The 19,433-nt window shown below is 62.9% G+C and carries 15 protein-coding genes; 9 read left to right on the plus strand and 6 right to left on the minus strand.

All coding sequences use genetic code 11. From position 1 onward, the window contains the following. Nucleotides 1–4: 4 nt before the first annotated feature. The 4 genes from AYK65_RS14710 to AYK65_RS14725 form a co-directional block, all read right to left on the minus strand. Nucleotides 5–1,042, minus strand: a complete 1,038-nt coding sequence (locus AYK65_RS14710; protein ID WP_046116541.1) for a LacI family DNA-binding transcriptional regulator — start codon at nt 1,040–1,042, stop codon at nt 5–7. 86 nt (nt 1,043–1,128) lie between these two features. Further along, on the minus strand, nt 1,129–2,214 hold the full coding sequence (locus AYK65_RS14715) for a metallophosphoesterase (RefSeq protein ID WP_026616143.1): 1,086 nt from the start codon (nt 2,212–2,214) through the stop codon (nt 1,129–1,131). Nucleotides 2,215–2,424: 210 nt separating this feature from the next. After that, nucleotides 2,425–4,014, minus strand: a complete 1,590-nt coding sequence (locus tag AYK65_RS14720) for a DHA2 family efflux MFS transporter permease subunit (RefSeq protein WP_046116542.1) — start codon at nt 4,012–4,014, stop codon at nt 2,425–2,427. A 23-nt stretch (nt 4,015–4,037) separates the two neighbouring features. Then, nucleotides 4,038–5,252, minus strand: a complete 1,215-nt coding sequence (locus tag AYK65_RS14725; protein WP_081158842.1) for an HlyD family secretion protein — start codon at nt 5,250–5,252, stop codon at nt 4,038–4,040. A 217-nt stretch (nt 5,253–5,469) separates the two neighbouring features. Between AYK65_RS14725 and AYK65_RS14730 the strand changes: the two genes are divergently transcribed. Then, complete coding sequence (locus AYK65_RS14730; protein ID WP_046116544.1) at nt 5,470–6,153, plus strand: TetR/AcrR family transcriptional regulator; 684 nt, start codon at nt 5,470–5,472, stop codon at nt 6,151–6,153. A gap of 44 nt (nt 6,154–6,197) precedes the next feature. On the opposite strand, the gene AYK65_RS14735 is transcribed toward AYK65_RS14730, so the two are convergent. Continuing rightward, entirely contained in the window at nt 6,198–6,524 is a 327-nt protein-coding gene (locus tag AYK65_RS14735) for a VOC family protein (RefSeq protein ID WP_234706511.1), read from the minus strand. Between the two features lie 220 nt (nt 6,525–6,744). Here AYK65_RS14735 and AYK65_RS14740 point away from each other — a divergent pair, with 220 nt between their 5' ends. The 4 genes from AYK65_RS14740 (at nt 6,745) to lysS (ending at nt 11,817) form a co-directional block, all read left to right on the plus strand. Continuing rightward, nucleotides 6,745–7,584 carry a GyrI-like domain-containing protein gene (locus AYK65_RS14740; RefSeq protein WP_046116545.1) on the plus strand — a complete coding sequence of 280 codons (840 nt, stop codon included), beginning with the start codon at nt 6,745–6,747 and terminating at the stop codon, nt 7,582–7,584. 111 nt (nt 7,585–7,695) lie between these two features. Further along, a complete protein-coding gene (locus AYK65_RS14745; protein WP_026616137.1) occupies nt 7,696–8,451 on the plus strand; it encodes a TerC family protein in 756 nt (251 codons plus the stop codon). 401 nt (nt 8,452–8,852) lie between these two features. Next, nucleotides 8,853–10,310 carry a glutamate--tRNA ligase gene (gene gltX / locus AYK65_RS14750; protein WP_081158844.1) on the plus strand — a complete coding sequence of 486 codons (1,458 nt, stop codon included), beginning with the start codon at nt 8,853–8,855 and terminating at the stop codon, nt 10,308–10,310. Nucleotides 10,311–10,320: 10 nt separating this feature from the next. Then, entirely contained in the window at nt 10,321–11,817 is a 1,497-nt protein-coding gene (gene lysS, locus AYK65_RS14755) for a lysine--tRNA ligase (RefSeq protein ID WP_046116546.1), read from the plus strand. Between the two features lie 122 nt (nt 11,818–11,939). On the opposite strand, the gene AYK65_RS14760 is transcribed toward lysS, so the two are convergent. After that, nucleotides 11,940–12,587, minus strand: coding sequence for a hypothetical protein (locus AYK65_RS14760; RefSeq protein ID WP_026616134.1), 648 nt, complete (start codon nt 12,585–12,587; stop codon nt 11,940–11,942). Between the two features lie 230 nt (nt 12,588–12,817). On the opposite strand from AYK65_RS14760, the gene AYK65_RS14765 reads away from it, so the two are divergent. From AYK65_RS14765 to AYK65_RS14780, 4 genes are all read left to right on the plus strand, one after another. Then, entirely contained in the window at nt 12,818–13,771 is a 954-nt protein-coding gene (locus AYK65_RS14765) for a nucleoside hydrolase (RefSeq protein ID WP_046116547.1), read from the plus strand. A 128-nt stretch (nt 13,772–13,899) separates the two neighbouring features. After that, nucleotides 13,900–14,910: a ligase-associated DNA damage response exonuclease gene (locus AYK65_RS14770; RefSeq protein ID WP_034885702.1), complete on the plus strand. Its 1,011-nt coding sequence runs from the start codon at nt 13,900–13,902 to the stop codon at nt 14,908–14,910. Between the two features lie 3 nt (nt 14,911–14,913). Next, on the plus strand, nt 14,914–16,527 hold the full coding sequence (locus tag AYK65_RS14775) for a cisplatin damage response ATP-dependent DNA ligase (RefSeq protein ID WP_046116548.1): 1,614 nt from the start codon (nt 14,914–14,916) through the stop codon (nt 16,525–16,527). A gap of 244 nt (nt 16,528–16,771) precedes the next feature. Further along, a complete protein-coding gene (locus tag AYK65_RS14780; protein WP_081158893.1) occupies nt 16,772–19,357 on the plus strand; it encodes a bifunctional diguanylate cyclase/phosphodiesterase in 2,586 nt (861 codons plus the stop codon). Nucleotides 19,358–19,433 lie beyond the last annotated feature (76 nt).

The following is a 19,433-nucleotide window of genomic DNA, read 5'->3' on the forward strand; positions in this document are numbered from 1 at the left end:
CCTCCTATGCCTGCTCGAGGGGCAGGTTGTCCTTCAGAAAAATGTCGATGCGAATACGCTCCTGCGCCGAGATAACCGGCAGGCCATCCGCCTTGGCTTTCAGAACCCGGATTGCGCTTCTGACCTCGTGGCCCGCATTCTGATTGAGGAGCGCGTCGATCGTGCCGGAAACGAGCGCCGCGCGGCTGTGCGGCGTCAGCTCATGCGCGATCGCGCAAATGGTCTTTTCCCTGCCAGCCTTTTCGAGTGCGGCGACAAGACCGCGATTGCCGGCGCCGAGGCTGTAGATGCCGGCAAGGTCGGGCTGCCGTTCAAGGAGTGCGCCTACGAGTTTCTCAACGAGTGTCGGATTATCCTGGCCTTCGATCACCGGCAGGATGCAGCGCCCGGCAAAGTCCTCGGTCATCACCGCCCGGAATCCTTCCAGCCGATCGCGATGGTCGCGCACCAGCATGGAACCCGCGACCACCGCCACCGCGCCCTCGCGGCCGCCGATAAAGCGGCCCATCAGGCTGCCGGCGGTCCGCCCGGCCGCAATATTGTCGACGCCGGCGAAATGGTCGCGGCCCGAACCCGGCAAATCGGAAACCAACGTGACGACGGCAATGCGGTCTTCGCGCAGCCGCTTCACCGCCTCCGTCACCTCGGGTGCCTCGACGGCAACCACGGCCACGCCCGCAGGCCGCCGTTCGCGCGCTTCCATGAGCGCAGCGGCAAGCGCCGGCGCGTCGAAGGCCGGAACGGAAAGGATGGTGATATCCGTCCGCTCGGCCGCAGAGCGCGCCATCGCGGCCCTCACCTCGGCTTCGAGGCCGCGCATGAACGAGTTTTCGCCGGCGGGTAGGATGAAGACAAGGGGGTAGCTCCGGCCCTTGGCGAGATTGGCGGCGGCGACATCGCGCACATAGCCGAGCGTGGCGATCGCCCGTTCGACCTTGTGGCGCGTGACGGTTCTGACCCCTGGGCGATTGTTCAGGACCCGGTCGACGGTCGCGAGACTGACGCCCGCCTCGGCGGCGATATCGTGAACTGTCGGTCGCATTTCTTCCTCCCGGCAAACCCCATAGAGGAATTTTTGATGTACGTAAATCAAAAATCTCGAAGCGGGCACGCAAAGGGTGAAATGTCTCAGTCGAAACGCTTGCTGAAGGCCTGCGTGAAGACGACGCGGCCGGGCTCGTCCTGCGCCTCGCCGAAGGCCACGTCCATGAAGCTGCCGGCCACGCGGACGACCGCGAAACCGCCGAGAAACGCGGCCTTGGGCTTGAAGATGTCGATGTCGCCGACCCTGTACGTCATGACCCGGTCGTGCTCGTGTCCGTGGAAGAGGCCGACGACATTGTATCCTTTCAGGTGATCGAGGAGGGCCTGGCGCTCGCCGGCGCTCCACCAATGCGGCTCGCCCGTCCCCTGATCGTCGAAGGTCTTCGCCGCCGGGTCCCAGACCTCGATCGAAAACGGGTCCCAGCCATAATGCTGGAAAAGCACGACCGGCCGGCCGTCGACGGCGAAGGAGGAAAGATCGCGCTTGAGCCACGGCAGGCCGCTCACGGCGCCCTTGTTCTCATCACCGCCGAAACGCTGCAACTGCACGAGATGAAGGCCGCCCCAGTCCCAGGAATAGCTGTCCGATAGCGGATCGTAATTCGCGACCGGCACCGGCGGCTTGTAGAATACGGTCTGGCGATGGGTGAGTTCGACGTAGTCGCGCAATTCCCGCCGGTACCAGTCGACATTGGGCGGCGGACCGTCCTGGTCGAGGTCATGGTTTCCAAGCCCGACATAGACGGGAACGTGGATATGATGCGGGCCTGGCGCCTGCTCGTACCGGCTCTGGAACTGCTGCAACTGCCGCCCTTCGCGCGGCTCGCGAACCTGGCCGCCACCGTCGTCGGTGATGTCGCCGCCGAGCACGAGGCCGAGCGGACGCCCGATCTTCGTACCGGCCCCCGCAAGACCGCTCGGCTTGCCTTCGATCGTCTCCGGCCAATCAAGCGCGGAAATCGCGTTCAGCGCCGCGACGTGGCGCAGGAGGCTCGCATCGGTCTTACCTTCCTCCTCGCAATTCGGCGCGAGCCCCTCCGTCGAAATGAGACAGGCATGGATGTCACAGGAGAAAAGAAAGGTGGCATCGACTGGAGGAGCGGCCGCCTTCGCACCTTTGCTGAACACCACCAGCGACAGGCCAAACCCGCCGGCGCCGGCAAGAAACATGCGCCGCGATGGGCGAAAGAGAGGATAATCATTCATGCGGCGCCCGCGCGGTCCCTCCACGCGCCTCCGTCAGCTCGGACGACGCGGGATTTTGCAGCAACGCTGGGAGCGCGTAAAGCGTGCCGTTCGATCACGCGGCGTAGCCGGCCCGTCACCCTAGCCCTCTCGCCGCAGGCGGATGTGGGGCTGAGAATCCCTGGCACCAACTCTTTAGTGCCCACCACCCCCAGGACCGGCACCCTCTGGCTTCTTGATCATCATGACGCCGATGATCATCGACAGGAACAGCGCCGTCAGCAGCAGGAAAACGTCGATGAACGACATGATCACCGCCTGCTGCTGGACCATCGCCGCTAGTTGCTTGACGGCGGCCGTGGTTCCGTCGAGGCCGTGGGCGGTGAAATTCGAGGCCATATTGTTGAGCCGCTCCACCGCCTCCGGATTGCCCCATTGGACATGCTCGGCAAGCCGCGCGTAGTGGAAATCCTGGCGCTGCGTCAGGATCGTGTTGATGATCGCGAGACCAACGGCGCCGCCGAGATTGCGCGTCAGGTTGTAGAGACCGGAGGCATTGCGGATGCGCGCCGGCGGCAGCGTGCCCAGCGCGATATTGTTGATCGGCACCATGCAGAGCATCAGCGAGCAGCCGCGCAGGATCTGCGGCACGAGCAGTTCCCAGAAATCCCAATCGGCCGTCAGTTGGCTCATTGTCCAGGTGCCCGCCGCGAAGCCGGCAAAGCCGACGGTCATCATCACCCGCGGATCGACCCGGCCCGCGAGGAAGCCTGCGACCGGCGCCGTCAAGAACATGGCGAGGCCTGAGACGAACATGGTCTCGCCGATCATCAGCGAATCGTAGCCGCGGATGCGCCCGAGATAGAGCGGATAAAGATAGGTGAGGCCGTAGAGGCCGATGCCCATCACGAAGGAGAACAGCGAACCGAAAGTGAAGTTGCGATTGGCGAAGGCCCTGAGATCCACCACCGGAAACTCGACCTTGAACGCGCGGTAGAAGAACACGACGGCGCCAAGTGCCGTGGCGACCGCGCCCATGACGATGTGCTCGTCGCTGAACCAGTCGTTGGCGTTGCCCTCCTCCAGCACATATTCGAGCGAACCGAGGAAGATCGCCATGGATACGAGCCCCCACCAGTCGAACTTCTTGATCAGCCCGAGTTCCGGCTTGTCGAAGTCGATGAAGGTCCAGGCGAGCGTCGCGACGATGATGCCGGGAATGACGTTGACGAGGAAGAGCCAGTGCCAGGAGAAGGCGTGGCTGAGATAACCGCCGACCGTCGGGCCGATGGTCGGCGCAAGCGTCGCGATGAGGCCGATGATCGGCGAGACGATGTTGCGCTTCGAGGGCGGGAAGATCGTGAAGGCCGCGGCAAAGACCGACGGGATCATGCCGCCGCCGATGAAGCCCTGGATCGCCCGATAGACGATCATCTGCTCGATATTGGTGGCGGTGGCGGCAAGCGCACTCGCGGCGGTGAAGCCGGCGGCGGCGACGAAGAAGAGCACCCGCGTCGAGACGATGCGGGCAAGCGTCCCCGACAGCGGGATCATGATGACCTCGGCGATCAGATAGGAGGTCTGAACCCAGCCGATCTCGTCCGACCCGGCAGAGAGGCCTGCCTGAATTTCGGCAAGTGAGGCCGAGACGATCTGAATGTCGAGGATAGCCATGAACATGCCGACGACCATCGCGAAGAAAGCGATGAGCCGCCGCGGGTCCATCTGCTCCTCGGCTTGAGGTACGCTCGGCGCAGCCGCGCCCGCTGTTGCCGTTGCGGCCATTTCCGCCACTCCTCGCTGCGCGCTTACTTCGCCTCTGCGACCTTCGACTGTTCCGGGGCCGTACGGGTGTCGACGTCGACAACGACGCTCAAACCCGCACGTAGATGCCCTGCGGCGAGCACGTCGGCCGGAAGCGTGATGCGCACCGGTACACGCTGGATCACCTTGGTGAAGTTGCCGGTCGCGTTCTCCGCCGGCAGCAGCGAGAAGACCGAGCCGGAAGCCGGCGAAATCGATGCGACGGTGCCTTCGATCGGATGATCCTCATAGGCGTCGACATGGATCTGGACCTTGGAGCCTGGCACGAGATGCGCGATCTGTGTCTCCTTGAAATTGGCATCGATATAGAGCTGATCGGTCGGCACGAGGGCGGCGAGCCGCTGGCCGGCCGATACAAGATCGCCGACCTGAACCGCGACATTGCCGATGACGCCGTCATAGGGTGCCTTGAGCACGGTGAAGCCGAGATCGCGGTTCGCCTTGTCACGCGCGAGCTCCAGCGAGCGGATCGTGCTTTCCGCTTCGGTCCGCTGCGCCTCGAGTACGGTGATGTTGGCCTTGGCGGCGGCGATGTTGGCCTCGGCACCGGCGAGATTTGCCCGCGCCTGGTCGAGCGCGACATCGGCGCTATCGCGCGAAGCGTCCGTTCCGAAGGCCTTGGACTGAAGGTCGCTGGCGCGCTTCTGCGTCAGTTCCGCGCCGCGCACGGTCGCCTCATAGGCCCTCTTCTGCGCTTCGGCCTGGATGAGGCTCGCCTTGGCGCCGGCAATCTGCGCGTCGAAACGGCTGAGCGCCAGCCTCTGCGTCGCGATCTGCGCCTCAGCCTGCTCGGCCGCGATGCGATAATCGCCGTGATCGAGCGTGACGAGCGGATCGCCCGCCTTCACATGCTGGTTAGCGACGACATCGACCTTGGCGACATAGCCGGAAACCTTAGGCGAGATGGTGGCGATGTCGCCCTCGATGTAGGCGTCGTCGGTGGAGACCATGAAACGCCCGTTGGTCCACCAGTCGTAACCGTACCAGCCGGCGGCTCCGAGGAGCGCCAGGCCCAGGATGGGGACGATCAGCTTGCGGCGTTTCTTCTGCGGGACCGCAGCCTCGGCAGCCGGGACTTCGGCAACGGATGGGGCCTCGTCTGTGACGTCCTTGGCCGTGGTCTTCTGAGTATCGATTACTTCGAAATCGTCGCCGACGGGGCGAACACGGGCGGCGCTGGAGGTGCTGGAAGCGGACATGGAACACCGATTTTCGCTAAAATTGAACTGAACCGTTCGGTTCGATTGCACTTGACATAATGCCTTTTGCATCGCATATCAAGAGCAAATCGAACCAAGCGGTTCGATACATGAAAACGAGGGAAAATGTGCGGCCCCTTCCCGCGCCCCTTGCTTTTTGTCGGAATCGATCGCGTTTATGATCTCGTGATCTGAAGGATTGGAAACACCCGGCGTCATGACGTCAGAGAAAAGCGCACGGCAGGAAAAGTCCCTGCGGGACCAGGAACAGCAAGCTTCGGGGCGGCGCGCCGCCGGCGAGGATCCGGTCAAACGCGAGCAGATCCTCGAAGGCGCCAAGCGCGTGTTCATGCGCAGCAATTTCGACGCTGCCAGCATGAACGACATCACCCGTGAGGCGGGCGTTTCGAAGGGCACGCTCTATGTCTATTTCGAAAACAAGGAAGACCTTTTCGAGGCGCTCATCGCACGCGAGCGTAGCCGCATCGTCAGCAGCGCCAAGCAGTCCCTGAACGACGATGCACCGATCGAGGAGGCGTTGCACGATTTCGGCGTAACGCTGGTCACGAGCATTACCTCCGACTACACGATCCGCGCCATGCGCACCGTGCTCGGCGTCATCGACCGAATGCCGCGGCTGGCGCAGCGCTTCTTCACGGCAACGCCGGAGAACGGCTACACCGTGCTGAAAGCCTATCTCGATCGGCAGGTGGAGGCAGGCGCGCTCTTAATCGACGACACGGAACTGGCGGCTAAACAGTTCATCGAACTGTCGAACGCTGGCATCTTCAAAGGCCGCCTCTTCGGCATGTGCGACACGGTTCCGGCGGACCGGATCGAAAAGAATGTGGCCTCGGCAGTCCGTATCTTCCTCGCCGCCTACGCTCGGCGGGCCCGATAAAGGCAGCGGGTACCGCACATGGCTTTGTTGCTAGTGCAAGAACGCTACGCCGGACTGCACATCTGCAGGCGGTTGCCGAAAGGATCGTAAAAGCTCGCGTAGGTCACGAAACCGGGAAACACCTGCGCGTCCTCGCAATCGACCCCACGGCGACGCAATTCGTCGACCGCTGCGCGGCAATCCTCGACGTCAAGGACGAGCGTCGTCCCGGTGGAGGGTACCCAGCCGCTCTCCGCCAGAACCACTGCGACGTTTCCGCCCGCTCCACCCGATGAGAACTCGATCCAGCCCGCGTCTGGAAGGTCGTAGACCGGCCGCCCGAAGCCGAGCACGTTCCCGTAAAACTCTCGCGCACGATCGAGATCCGTCACCGAAATCGAGACGACATTGATCCCACGAAAAAAGAGCGCCGGTCGTTTCCATGACGATGAACATAGATCACCGAAATGCGAGTGCAATGGCTGGTTGTTGCGGCCGAACCGGAGAGTTTGCTGTCGACGCGCAGCGCTACGTCCCTACAATCGAGCAAGCGCGATCAAGCGCGCTTTCCGATAAGTCCGTATGAGCGAGCTGTCTATCACGGGAGTGACCATGAGTGCCGTCGGACGGGCGATCTGGTTCATCGAGAGCCATTTCGCAAAGGATATATCGCTGGACCAGATCGCCGACGCCGCCGGCCAGTCGCGCTATCATCTGTCGCGCATGTTCGGCCTTGCGACCGGGCGGTCGATCAGTGCCTATATCCGCGGGCGCCGCCTGAGCTCGGCGGCGCTCCTCCTGGCGAACGGCACCTCGACCATTCTCGAGGTGGCCCTCGATGCGGGCTATAGCTCGCATGAGGCATTCACTCGTGCCTTTCGCGAGCAATTCGGCGTGACACCCGAATCCGTCCGCAAGCAAGGGCACGTCCGCAACATCGAGCTGATGGAGCCGATCAGGATGGACGACGCACGCACATCGAAAATCGAACCGCCCCGCTTCGAGGAGAGTCCCGAGCTTCTTCTCGCGGGTCTCGCGGAAACTTACGCCTATGACCGCACCGAGGGCATTCCTTCGCTTTGGCAGCGCTTCAACGCGCATTTCGGCCATGTTCCCGGCCAGCGCGGCAACATTGCCTATGGCGTCTGCACGCACTCGGATGCCGAGGCCGGCAGCTTCCGCTACATGACTGCCCTGGAGGTGGAGGACACGGATGCTCTGCCGGCCGGCTTTTCGACGCTAAAGCTGCCCCGGCAGCGCTATGCAGTCTTCGTGCATCGCGGGCATATCTCGACGATCGCCGCAACTGCGCATCACATTTTCGCGAACTGGCTGCCGCAATCGGGGTACCAGCACGGCGAAGTACCGGACATGTTCGAGCGCTACGACGAGCGCTTCGATCCGCACTCGGGCATGGGGGCGGTGGAGATTTGGGTGCCGCTCAAAGCCTGATCCGAAAGGCCGCCGCGAAGGCGCGGCGGCCTTGCCACTTTCGGAAGTATCCTTAAATACTGCGGCGGTCTCGCGCGATGACGCGTGGTTTAGGAAAGGAAAAGATCGCCGATGCAGGAAATCCTCACGCTCGCCCAAAGCCCCGAGGCATGGGTCGCCCTCATCACACTCATCGTCATGGAGGTCGTCCTCGGCATCGACAATCTGATCTTCATCTCGATCCTCACCAACAAGTTGCCCGCCGAGAACCGCGTCAGCGCCCGCCGCATCGGCATCGGCCTCGCCCTGATCATGCGTCTGGCGCTGCTCGGTACCATCGCCTGGATCGTGCAACTGACGCAGCCGGTCTTCGAAATCTTCGGCCACGCCTTTTCCTGGAAGGACATGATCCTGATTGCCGGCGGCCTCTTCCTCGTCTGGAAGGCGACCAAAGAAATCCACCACAGCGTCGATCCGAGCGATCATGAAGAGGATTTCATCGCGAGCTCGGCGATCAACAGCTTCGCCGCCGCCATCGGCCAGATCCTGCTGCTCGATCTCGTCTTTTCCGTCGACAGCATCATCACCGCCGTCGGCATGACTCCGCATCTGCCGATCATGGTCGCCGCGGTCGTCGTCGCCGTCACCGTAATGCTGCTGGCGGCGACGCCGCTTGCCAATTTCATCGAGAGGAATCCGACGATCGTCATGCTGGCGCTCGCCTTCCTCCTGATGATCGGCACCACGCTGATCGCGGAAGGCATGGGCTTCCACGTGCCGAAGGGTTACGTCTACGCTGCCATGGCCTTCTCGGCGCTCGTCGAAGCGCTGAATATGATGGCCCGCAACGCGCGCCTCAGGAAACAACAGGCCCAGAAGCTGCACTGACCGTTCACGTCGCAAACGGAGGCCCGCATTCGCGAATGCGGGCCTCTTGCTGCGGGAGGGATGAGGATGCGGGCCGGAAGGGGAGGAATTGGCTGCCATCTCATCGGGCACGGACGGAACCCGGAACGATCCTTGTTCGCGATTCCGTCACGCTCGGCTGCCATGGCCCGCGCGTCCTCGTGCCTCTAACGCGTCAGCCTCGCGAACGTTCCAGGGTCGGCCTCTGCTCTTTCCGTTGACATGTGGGGCTTTCTATGGTCTCACCCCTGCCGACTGGAATTGCCCGCCGATACCGCTGGTGCGACACCCATGCGGGCCTTTCCTTCCCATAAAATACGCGCCCGCGGGCCGGAGGACACTCCGGCAAGGGCCTCGAAAGCACGTCAAGACGGGCAACGACCATGGCAGATTCTGCAGTCCGGGTGCGTATCGCACCTTCTCCCACCGGCGAACCGCATGTCGGCACCGCCTATATCGCGCTGTTCAACTATCTTTTCGCCAAGAAGCACGGCGGCGAATTCATCCTGCGCATCGAGGACACGGACGCGACGCGCTCGACGCCGGAATTCGAGAAAAAGGTCCTCGACGCGCTGAAGTGGTGCGGACTGAAATGGTCGGAAGGTCCCGACATTGGTGGCCCCTACGGCCCCTATCGCCAGAGCGACCGCAAGGACATCTATAAGCCCTACGTCGAGAAGATCGTCGCAAACGGCCACGGCTTCCGCTGCTTCTGCACGCCCGAGCGGCTGGAACAGATGCGCGAGGCTCAGCGCGCCGCCGGCAAGCCGCCGAAATATGATGGCCTCTGCTTGAGCCTCTCGGCCGAGGAAGTGACGGCGCGCGTCAATGCCGGCGAACCGCATGTCGTGCGGATGAAGATTCCGACCGAAGGCTCGTGCAAATTCCACGACGGCGTCTACGGCGATGTCGAAATTCCGTGGGATGCGGTCGACATGCAGGTGCTCCTGAAGGCCGACGGCATGCCGACCTATCATATGGCGAACGTCGTCGACGACCATCTGATGAAGATCACCCACGTCGCGCGCGGCGAGGAGTGGCTGGCCTCGGTGCCGAAGCACATCCTGATCTATCAGTATCTCGGCCTCGAACCGCCGAAGTTCATGCACCTGTCGCTGATGCGCAATGCCGACAAGTCGAAGCTGTCGAAGCGCAAGAACCCGACCTCGATCTCCTATTACACGGCGCTCGGCTATCTGCCCGAAGCGCTGATGAACTTCCTCGGCCTGTTCTTCATCCAGATCGCCGAAGGCGAGGAACTGCTGACGATGGAGGAATTGGCTGAGAAGTTCGATCCGGAAAACCTTTCGAAGGCCGGCGCGATCTTCGACATCCAGAAGCTCGACTGGCTGAATGCCCGCTGGATCCGCGAAAAGCTCTCCGAGGAGGAGTTCGCCGCACGGGTCTTCGCCTGGGCGTCGGAGAACGATCGTCTCAAGGAAGGTCTGAAGCTGTCGCAGTCGCGCATTTCGAAGCTCGGCGAGCTGCCGGACCTTGCCGGCTTCCTCTTCAAGTCGGATCTCGGCCTGCAGCCGGCGGCCTTTGCCCGGGTCAAGACCTCGCCCGAGGAGATGCTCGAAGTCCTCAACACCGTCCAGCCGGATCTCGAAAAGATCTTCGAGTGGAACAAGGAATCGATCGAAGCGGAACTGCGCGCCAGCGCCGAGCGCATGGGCAAGAAGCTGAAAGCGGTTGTCGCCCCCCTCTTCGTCGCCGTTTCGGGTTCGCAGCGCTCGCTGCCGCTGTTCGATTCGATGGAGCTCCTCGGCCGCTCCGTCGTGCGCCAGCGGCTGAAGGTCGCCGCGCAGGTGGTCGCCTCCATGGTGGGCAGCGGAAAGTAAGGACAGGACCATGAACGACAAGACAGAAACCGCCGGCCTCTCCTCCGACGCGACGGAAGTGCGCGCCCAGAAGCTGAAGCTCCTGCGTGGGCAGATCGGCGATGTCTATCCGGCGCATTTCCACCGGACGATGACCAATGCGGAACTGGCCGAGAAATACCAGGACCTCGCGCCGGACACCGAGACGCAGGACGTCGTCACCGTCGCGGGCCGCGTCTATTCCTCGCGCAATTCCGGCATGTTCATGGACATCCATGACGCCTCCGGCAAGATCCAAATCTTCTCTCACAAGGATACGACGCCGGAAAAGGCACGCGCCCTGCTGCCGATGATCGACCTCGGCGACATCATCGGCGTCACCGGCCTTGTCCGCCGCACGAAGCGCGGCGAGCTTACGATCAACGCGCAGCAGATCACGATGCTGACCAAGTCGCTGCTGCCGATGCCGGAGAAGTATCACGGGCTTGCCGACATCGAGACGCGCTACCGCAAGCGCTATCTCGACATCATGGTCAATGAGGAATCGAAGCTCCGTTTCCAGCAGAGAAGCCGCATCGTCTCCGGTATTCGCCGTTTCCTCGAGGACGAAGGCTTCATGGAAGTGGAAACGCCGATGCTGCAGCCGATCTACGGCGGTGCCACGGCCGAGCCCTTCAAGACCCATCACAATACGCTGAAGCTCGACATGTATCTGCGCATCGCGCCCGAGCTCTACCTGAAGCGCGTGCTGGTTTCGGGCCTCACCGACAAGGTCTTCGAGATCAACCGCAATTTCCGCAACGAAGGCGTCTCCACCCGGCACAATCCGGAATTCACGATGATGGAGTGCTACTGGGCCTATGCCGATTACGAGGACATGATGGGCCTCGTCGAACGGTTGTTCGAGACGCTGGCGCTGACGATCCACGGCAAGACCGAGTTCGAGTTCGGCGACAAGCAGCTCTCCTTCAAGGGGCCGTTCCCGCGCGTCTCCATGCCGGCTGCCGTCAAGGACGCGATCGGTATCGACTTCCTTGCGATCCAGAGCGACGAGGAAGCGCGCCAGGCAGCCCGCAATGCCGGGATCGAGGTTGAGAAGGATGCGACCTGGGGCGAAGTCCTCGCCTTCATCTTTGAGGAGAAGGTCGAGGCGACGCTGATTCAACCGGCCCACGTCATCCACTTCCCGAAGGACATCTCGCCCTTCGCCAAGGAGGTACCGGGTGAACCGCGGCTCGTCGAGCGCTTCGAGACCTATTGCAACGGCTGGGAGATCGGCAATGCCTTTTCCGAACTCAACGACCCGGTCGAGCAGCGCGCCCGCATGGTCGAGCAGATGGAGCAGTCGCATGCCCGCGGTGAGAAGGAAAAGACGCTGGACGAGGACTTCCTCGACGCGATGGACCAGGGCATGCCGCCCGCCGGGGGCTTGGGCATCGGCGTCGACCGGCTGATCATGCTGCTCACCAACTCGCCGTCGATCCGCGACGTCATTCTCTTCCCGGCACGACGCCACAAGGCTGATTGAGCCCGCGACAGCCGCTCAGAGACAGGCCCACCGCGCAAGCGGTGGGCTTTTCGTTTTGTGAGTTAACTCTTTGAAACTACGCAATTCCGAGCGGGAAACCGTTACCTCTTCATGGAATTGCTCTAGTGGCCGCCGTGCCCTTCGGCATTCGCGGTCGTCTCCTTGGCTGCTGGCGCGGTATCCGCACCTTCTATCTGCGCCGCTGCCGGATCGATGCATAAGGAGCGATCGTCCATCCTGGCCATGATGGCGCGTACCTCGTCCAACCCGAGCGTGACGAGCTTGCCGCGGAACATGCCGGCCGCATTGGCCATGGCCTCGTTGTAGGAGGCGCGGAACGGCTCATCCATACCTGGGACGCTGCGCGGGCCGGGAGCGAAGAGCACCTCCGCGCCGACGGCCGCTCCGCGCACGCCGGCGCGATCCTCCGGACCCGCCGCATCGAGGACGACCACTTGATAGAGGTCTGCCTTTTCCTTGTTGGCGAGCGCGCCGACGACGCGCAGCGCCGTTCTGATCCGCTCCGGTCCGCCGGCCCTGTCCGTCTTCACATGCAGGCGGATCCAGCGTTGGCCGTTGTGATCGAGCTTCAGCGTCCTAAGCGCCGTGCATTCGAGACCGGAAGCGGACGGCTCCGCAAATCGGTTCAGGAACTTGTCGCGGCCGACATAGACGGCGGCGCCGCCGGAGGCAGCAGAGACCCCAAGCGCGGCGGACAGGATGACCACCAGCCGCTTCGAAGGGCGCAATTTGCTGAGGATTGCCTTCACGGGGCGGCTCCGCTGTCGTCGTCAAGGTTGCAAGAAAAACTTAAGGGCTCCCTCAACGATAGGCCAACCACCTTTCGGAAAGTTTAAGCGGGAAAGCATGCGGCTGTGGCACGCCGCTTCAAGCATGGGAACGCCGATTGACTTTCGCTCGCATCTTGTCCATTTGCCGCCTTTCACGACGTTACGAACAGGACGCAGCCGGCGGCCACCTTTGAGGAAGAGAAGACGACATGCACAAGGTTATTTTCGATACTGACCCGGGTGTCGACGACGCCATGGCCCTTCTCTTCCTGCACCGCCATCCGGCTATCGACCTCGTAGGCATCACCACGGTTTTCGGTAACGCCTCAGTCGAGACGACCACCCGCAACGCGCTCTTCCTCAAGCGGTCCTGGGATATCGCGGCACCAGTCGCAAAGGGGATCGGCGAAACGCTCGATTCCGAACGGCCGCATGTCGGCTGGCCGACGAGCGTTCACGGCGACGACGGGCTCGGCAATATCGACGTGCCGAGCGAGATCGATCTGCCGCTCGACCCGCGGCCCGCGCATCGCTTTATCATCGACACGGTTCGGGCCAATCCCGGCGAAGTGACGCTCGTCGCCGTCGGCCGCATGACCAATCTGGCGCGGGCGCTCCGCGACGACCCCGCCATCGCCGCCCTCGTCAAGAGCGTCGTGATCATGGGCGGCGCTTTCGACGTTCCCGGCAACATCACCCCGGCCGCGGAAGCCAATATCCACGGTGACCCGGAAGCGGCGGATCTCGTGATGACAGCACCCTGGCCCGTGACCGTCATCGGGCTCGACGTGACGATGCGGACCGTGATGACACGCTCCATGCTCTCCGACATCGCCGAGCGCGGCGGCGCGCCGGCCAGGCTTCTTTACGACATCTCGCAATTCTACGTCGACTTCTACGAGCAGCATGTCGAGGACGGCATGGTCGTGCACGACAGTTGCGCCTGCGCCTATGTCGTCGCGCCGGACCTGTTTCGAACCCGCAGCGGCGCCATCCGAGTGATATGCGGCGGCATCGCCGACGGCCAGACGATCCAGAAGCCGGATGGGCGGCTTTTCCCCCCAAATGCCTGGGACGGACTGCCGAGCCAGCGGGCCTGCATCGGCATCGATGCCGGCGCGGTGTTGAGCCTCATCGGCGAGACACTCGCGAACGGCCGCTGAGCCTCAGAAAGAGCCCCTCCCATTGGGGGGAGGCCTTGGTCGCGGGTCAATCCGATCCGCCGCGGCTTGCGGCGAAAAACTTGCGCGGATAGCTGGCAGATATGCCAGCACCGGCTATCTTTCTCGGCATGAAGCCGGACAACTTACTCTACCCCGCCCCAAAAGGGCTCTACTGCGAACTCGGGAACTTCTATATCGACCCGGTGCAGCCGGTCGAAAGGGCGCTGATAACGCATGGACATTCCGATCACGCGCGCGCTGGGCACGGCCACGTGCTCGCGACGCGCGAGACGCTGGACATCATGCGCCTGCGCTATGGCGATGGCTTCTGCGGCGCGAGCGCAATAGCACGCTTCGGCGAAACGATTGCGATCAACGGCGTGAGGGTCACTTTCCGCCCGGCCGGCCATGTGCTCGGTTCGGCGCAGATATGCGTCGAGGCGGACGGGACGCGGATCGTCGTCTCCGGCGATTACAAACGGCGGGCGGATCCGACCTGCCCGCCCTTCGAGCCGATCGGCTGCGACGTCTTCATTACTGAGGCGACTTTCGGCCTGCCGGTGTTTCACCACCCGGACGACGAAAGAGAGATTGCGCGCCTCCTCATGTCGCTGAAGCAGTTTCCCGAGCGCGCCCATGTGGTCGGCGCCTACGCGCTCGGAAAGGCGCAGCGCGTCATCGCGCTCCTGCGGCGGCAAGGCTACGACGAGCCGATCCATATTCATGGTGCGCTCGCGAAACTCTGCGATTATTACCAGAGCCAAGGCATCGACCTCGGCGACATCCGCCCGGCGACCCTCGGCCCCGCAAGCCGCCAGGACTTCGCCGGGATGATCGTCATCGGCCCGCCGGCGGCCTTCGCCGAGCGATGGGCGCGGCGCTTCCCCGATCCGCTTGCCAGCTTCGCCTCCGGCTGGATGCTCATCCGCCAGCGTGCCAAGCAGCGCGGCGTCGAGCTGCCGCTCGTCATATCCGATCATTGCGACTGGGCGGAACTGACGGAAACGATACGCGAGGTCGCGCCGGCGGAAGTCTGGGTGACGCACGGCCGCGAGGAAGCGCTGGTGCGCTGGTGCGAGTTGCAGGGCATCCCGGCACGCCCGCTTCACTTGGTCGGTTACGAGGACGAGGGAGAATGACGGATGAAAACCTTCGCCGAACTCCTCGACCGCCTCGTTCTCACGCCGCAACGGAACGGCAAGATACGGCTGCTCGCCGATTATTTCCGCAGCACCCCCGATCCGAGCCGCGGCTACGCGCTGGCGGCGATCGCCGGGACGCTCTCGCTCAACACGGTGAAGCCGGCGCTCATCCGCGACCTGCTGCTCGAACGTATGGACGAGGTGCTGTTCCACTACTCCTATGACTATGTCGGCGACCTCGCGGAAACGGTTTCGCTTGCCTGGGAGCCGCCGGAGGGTGTTGCGCCTGCAGACATTTCGCTCGGCGAGGCTGTCGAGCGGCTTCAGAGGGCGGGGCGTTCCGAGGTGCGTTCGCTCGTCCGCGACATGCTGGACCGGCTGGACACCTCCGGCCGTTTTGCGCTGCTGAAACTCGTCACCGGAGGCTTGCGGATCGGCGCCTCGGCGCGGCTCGCCAAGCAGGCGCTGGCGGAAATGGGCGGCAAGGAAGTGGGCGAGATAGAGACGCTTTGGCACGGATTGGCGCCGCCCTATCTGCCCCTCTTCCTCTGGCTCACCGGCCAGGCGGAAATGCCGGTACTGAAGACGCCCGCCGTCTTCCACTCGGTCATGCTTGCGACGCCGATCGGCGAAGGCGATCTCGAGGGGCTCAATCCGGCCGACTTCGCGGCGGAATGGAAATGGGACGGCATCCGGGTCCAGCTTGCCAATGTCGGCGGGCTTCGGCGCCTCTATTCGCGTAGCGGCGACGAGATCTCGGCCGCCTTTCCGGAAATCATCGAAGCGGCCGACTTTTCCGGCGTGATCGATGGCGAGCTGCTCGTCGGCGGAACGATGCGCAGCAACCGCGCGACCGCCACCTTCGCCGACTTGCAGCAACGGCTGAACCGCAAGACCGTCAGCCGCAAGCTGCTGGAGGATTATCCCGCCTTCGTTCGCGGCTACGACATCCTCTTTTCAGGCGAGCGTGATATCCGGCCCGAACCCTTTCGCGTCCGCCGTGAGGCCTTGTCGGCGCTGATCGAGGCCGCCTCGCCGCAGCATTTCGACCTCTCGCCTCTCGTCGCCTTCTCGACCTGGGAAGAACTCGACCGCCTGCGCTCGGACCCTCCGGATCCCGTGATCGAGGGCGTCATGCTGAAACGGCTCGATTCGCCCTATGTGGCCGGACGAGCGAAGGGTCCGTGGTTCAAGTGGAAGCGGGCGCCGTTCAACATCGATGCCGTGCTGATGTATGCGCAGCGCGGCCACGGCAAACGGTCCAGCTACTACTCCGATTTCACCTTCGGCGTCTGGACCGAGAGCGAAGGCGTGACCAGTCTGGTGCCGGTCGGCAAAGCCTATTTCGGCTTCACCGACGCCGAGCTCGAAATCCTCGACCAGTTCGTGCGCAACAACACGGTCGAGCGTTTCGGCCCGGTGCGGGCGGTGCGCGCCGAGCCCGACGCCGGCTTCGTCGTCGAGGTTGCCTTCGAAGGTCTCAACCGCTCGACCCGGCATAAGTCGGGCGTGGCCATGCGTTTTCCGCGCATCGCGCGGCTGAGGCCCGACAAGCTGCCCCGCGACGCCGACAGGCTGGAGACCTTGCAGGCGATGATCGGGATGAAAGCCTAATGCATGTCGCCCAAAAATGTGCAGCGGTTTTAAGACATCGACATGCTCAAAAACAAATGAGCTAAAGCGAACTCAGCTATTTCAGCGAATGCGAATGAAGAATTGTTAAGGAGAGTTTGGGAATATTCAGGCTGACTAACGCACCAGTTCGCATTCGCAGGGCCGTCTTGTGTCAGAAACAAATCTTCAGCATCTTGGGAAATCCCGCCTCTCGCGATTTCTGACGCTCAATTATCTGCCGGCAATGATCGCGACCTTTGTTGTTCTGATTGCCGGCATTCTCGCCGACAATCAGAATCGGATCATTTCGGAAGCCCGCATGCGTTCGATCGTGGCCGACGAGTTGAATCCGATCCGTTCCAAACTGGAGACCTATATCAATGGAAACGTCCAGCTCGTCCGTGGTCTGATCGGTACGGTCGCGACCGAGCCCGACATGCAACAGCCTCGGTTCAGTGACCTGGCCCGAAGCGTCTTCAGCGAGCGTTCGCAACTGCGCAACCTTGCGGCCGCACCTGGCCTGGTCGTTTCGATGGTCTATCCGGTGGCAGGTAACGAAAAGGCGATCGGGCTCGACTACCGCACCAATGACAAACAACGCGGATCCGTCATGCGTGCAGTGGCAAGCGGAAAGATGGTGCTTGCCGGCCCGGTCGATCTTGTCCAGGGCGGGCGCGGACTGATCGGCCGGTTTCCGGTGACGACGAGTGCCGGCGGCAACAAACGTTTCTGGGGCCTGATTTCAGCGGTCATCGATATCGACCGGCTCTACCGCGACAGCGGCCTGGTGTCCTCTACGCTAGACATCGCCATTGCCGGCCGTGACGGCCAAGGTCGAAGTGGCGCGATTTTCTTTGGCGATGCGGCGATCTTCGATAAGGCGCCGGTGGAGTTGAACGTGATGCTGCCCGGCGGCACCTGGCGAATGGCGGCCATACCGAAGGGCGGCTGGCCGACCACGCCGCAGAATGCCTGGCTGGTTCGACTGCTCATCCTGCTCGGCGGCCTGATGATCGTCGTCCCGATGATCGTGACCGGGCATTTGACGACCGAACGACAAGACAACATGCGCGCCCTCCGGCAGAACAAGGACCAGCTACAGGAGCTGTCCCACCGGCTGAAGATCGCCCTCGACACCTCCGAGATCGGCGTATGGGAGCTCGATATAGACAGCGGCAAGCTCCTGTGGGACAGCCGCATGAAGGAGCTTTACGGCATCGGATCTTCGATGCGCGAGGTCTATGACGACTGGAGGGACACGCTGCATCCGGAGGATCTCGCGCGCGCCGAAGCGGAATTCGCCGAGGCGTTGGCGACGGGCGGCGCTTACAACACCGAATTTCGCATCCGCCTGCCAAGCGGCGAGATCCGCCACATCCGTGCCATCGGTTCGACCTATGTCGGGGCGAACGGCAACAGGAAGATCGTCGGCGTCAACTGGGACGTCACGGCCGACGTCGAGACGCGCGCGACCCTATCGGAGGCCAAACGCCTCGCCGAAGCGCACAGCGCCGAGCTGGAAGCCGCTCGCCACCGCATGGAATTCAACGCGCTGCACGATCCGCTGACTGGCCTGCCGAACCGCCGCTTCCTCGACCAGATCCTCGCCGACCGCGTCCGAAAGTTCGACGCCGGTGCCAGGCTCAGCATCTTCCACATCGATCTCGACCGCTTCAAGCAGATCAACGATACGATGGGTCATGCGGCCGGGGACGAAATTCTCAGGCACGCCGCCGGGCTCCTGCGCTCGAACGCGCGCGAGAGCGACTTCGTCGCCCGGATCGGCGGCGACGAGTTCGTCATCATTCGCGCAGGCGGCAGCTCCGAGGAGGATACGGCGCTGGCCTCGCGCATCATCGAGGCGATGAGCTCGCCGGTTCGTTACAAGGATCAGGAGTGCCGCATCGGCGTCAGCATCGGCATCGCCGCGCAAACTGCCGCGGCCGACGAACTTTCCCAGATTCTCGTCAATGCCGATATCGCCCTCTACGAGGCCAAGCGCCGCGGCCGCAACCGGCACGAAACCTTCACCGGCGCGTTGAAAACAGCCGTCTTCCAGACGAAACAGACGGCCGACGAGATCCTGCGTGGGCTGGAACAGAACGAATTCGTCGCCTATTTCCAGCCGCAGTTCTCTCCGAAGTCGCTGGACATTATCGGCGTCGAAGCCCTGGCGCGGTGGGATCATCCGACCAAGGGGCTGATCGGACCGCATGCCTTCCTCAAGACGGCGGAAGACATCAACGTGGTCGCCGCGATCGACCAGAAGATCCTGGAACAGGCACTCTTTCAGATCTGCCGCTGGGAGGCGAACGGCATTCACATCCCCAAAGTTTCGGTCAACCTTTCCTACTCGCGTCTGCGGGACGAGGGCCTGGTCGCCCGGCTGGAGCAGATGTCCATACCGAAAGGGCGGCTCTCATTCGAACTGCTTGAATCGATCTCCTTCGACGAGAACGACGTCACGGTCATGTCGAATATCCGGCGCATCAAGGAGCTCGGTATCGATATCGAGATCGATGACTTCGGCACCGGCTATGCCTCGATCTTGAGCCTTCTGAAACTCACGCCGCGCCGCCTGAAAATCGACCGCCAACTGGTGCTGCCGATTCTCGACTCTCCGGCTGAGCGCCGGCTCGTGGAGTCGATCATCGATATCGGCACATCGCTCGGCATCGAGGTCATCGCCGAGGGCGTCGAAACACTCGACCATGCCCATATCCTGAAAGAGCTGGAGTGCCATGGTTTGCAGGGCTATGCCTTCGCCCGGCCGATGAGCGCCAACGATCTCGCCACCTTCGTCTTCGAGCGGAGATGGCGCGCCGCCTGACGTGACAGCGCAACGACCCAAAAGTCGCTCGGCGCAGGTCTTTTTCTTGCCCCCGACTCTTGGCAGCCGTCCGGAA

The organism is Ensifer aridi (genome assembly GCF_002078505.1).
Taxonomy (GTDB): domain Bacteria; phylum Pseudomonadota; class Alphaproteobacteria; order Rhizobiales; family Rhizobiaceae; genus Sinorhizobium; species Sinorhizobium aridi.

Excerpts from the sequence above, each read along its gene's own strand:
- AYK65_RS14740 (WP_046116545.1), top strand. The coding sequence starts at position 6,745 with ATGAGTGCCGTCGGACGGGCGATCTGGTTCATCGAGAGCCATTTCGCA.
- AYK65_RS14725 (WP_081158842.1), bottom strand. The coding sequence starts at position 5,252 with ATGTCCGCTTCCAGCACCTCCAGCGCCGCCCGTGTTCGCCCCGTCGGC.
- AYK65_RS14715 (WP_026616143.1), bottom strand. The coding sequence starts at position 2,214 with ATGTTTCTTGCCGGCGCCGGCGGGTTTGGCCTGTCGCTGGTGGTGTTC.
- AYK65_RS14730 (WP_046116544.1), top strand. The coding sequence starts at position 5,470 with ATGACGTCAGAGAAAAGCGCACGGCAGGAAAAGTCCCTGCGGGACCAG.
- AYK65_RS14775 (WP_046116548.1), top strand. The coding sequence starts at position 14,914 with ATGAAAACCTTCGCCGAACTCCTCGACCGCCTCGTTCTCACGCCGCAA.
- gltX (WP_081158844.1), top strand. The coding sequence starts at position 8,853 with ATGGCAGATTCTGCAGTCCGGGTGCGTATCGCACCTTCTCCCACCGGC.
- AYK65_RS14765 (WP_046116547.1), top strand. The coding sequence starts at position 12,818 with ATGCACAAGGTTATTTTCGATACTGACCCGGGTGTCGACGACGCCATG.
- AYK65_RS14770 (WP_034885702.1), top strand. The coding sequence starts at position 13,900 with ATGAAGCCGGACAACTTACTCTACCCCGCCCCAAAAGGGCTCTACTGC.
- AYK65_RS14780 (WP_081158893.1), top strand. The coding sequence starts at position 16,772 with ATGATCGCGACCTTTGTTGTTCTGATTGCCGGCATTCTCGCCGACAAT.
- AYK65_RS14745 (WP_026616137.1), top strand. The coding sequence starts at position 7,696 with ATGCAGGAAATCCTCACGCTCGCCCAAAGCCCCGAGGCATGGGTCGCC.
- lysS (WP_046116546.1), top strand. The coding sequence starts at position 10,321 with ATGAACGACAAGACAGAAACCGCCGGCCTCTCCTCCGACGCGACGGAA.
- AYK65_RS14710 (WP_046116541.1), bottom strand. The coding sequence starts at position 1,042 with ATGCGACCGACAGTTCACGATATCGCCGCCGAGGCGGGCGTCAGTCTC.
- AYK65_RS14720 (WP_046116542.1), bottom strand. The coding sequence starts at position 4,014 with ATGGCCGCAACGGCAACAGCGGGCGCGGCTGCGCCGAGCGTACCTCAA.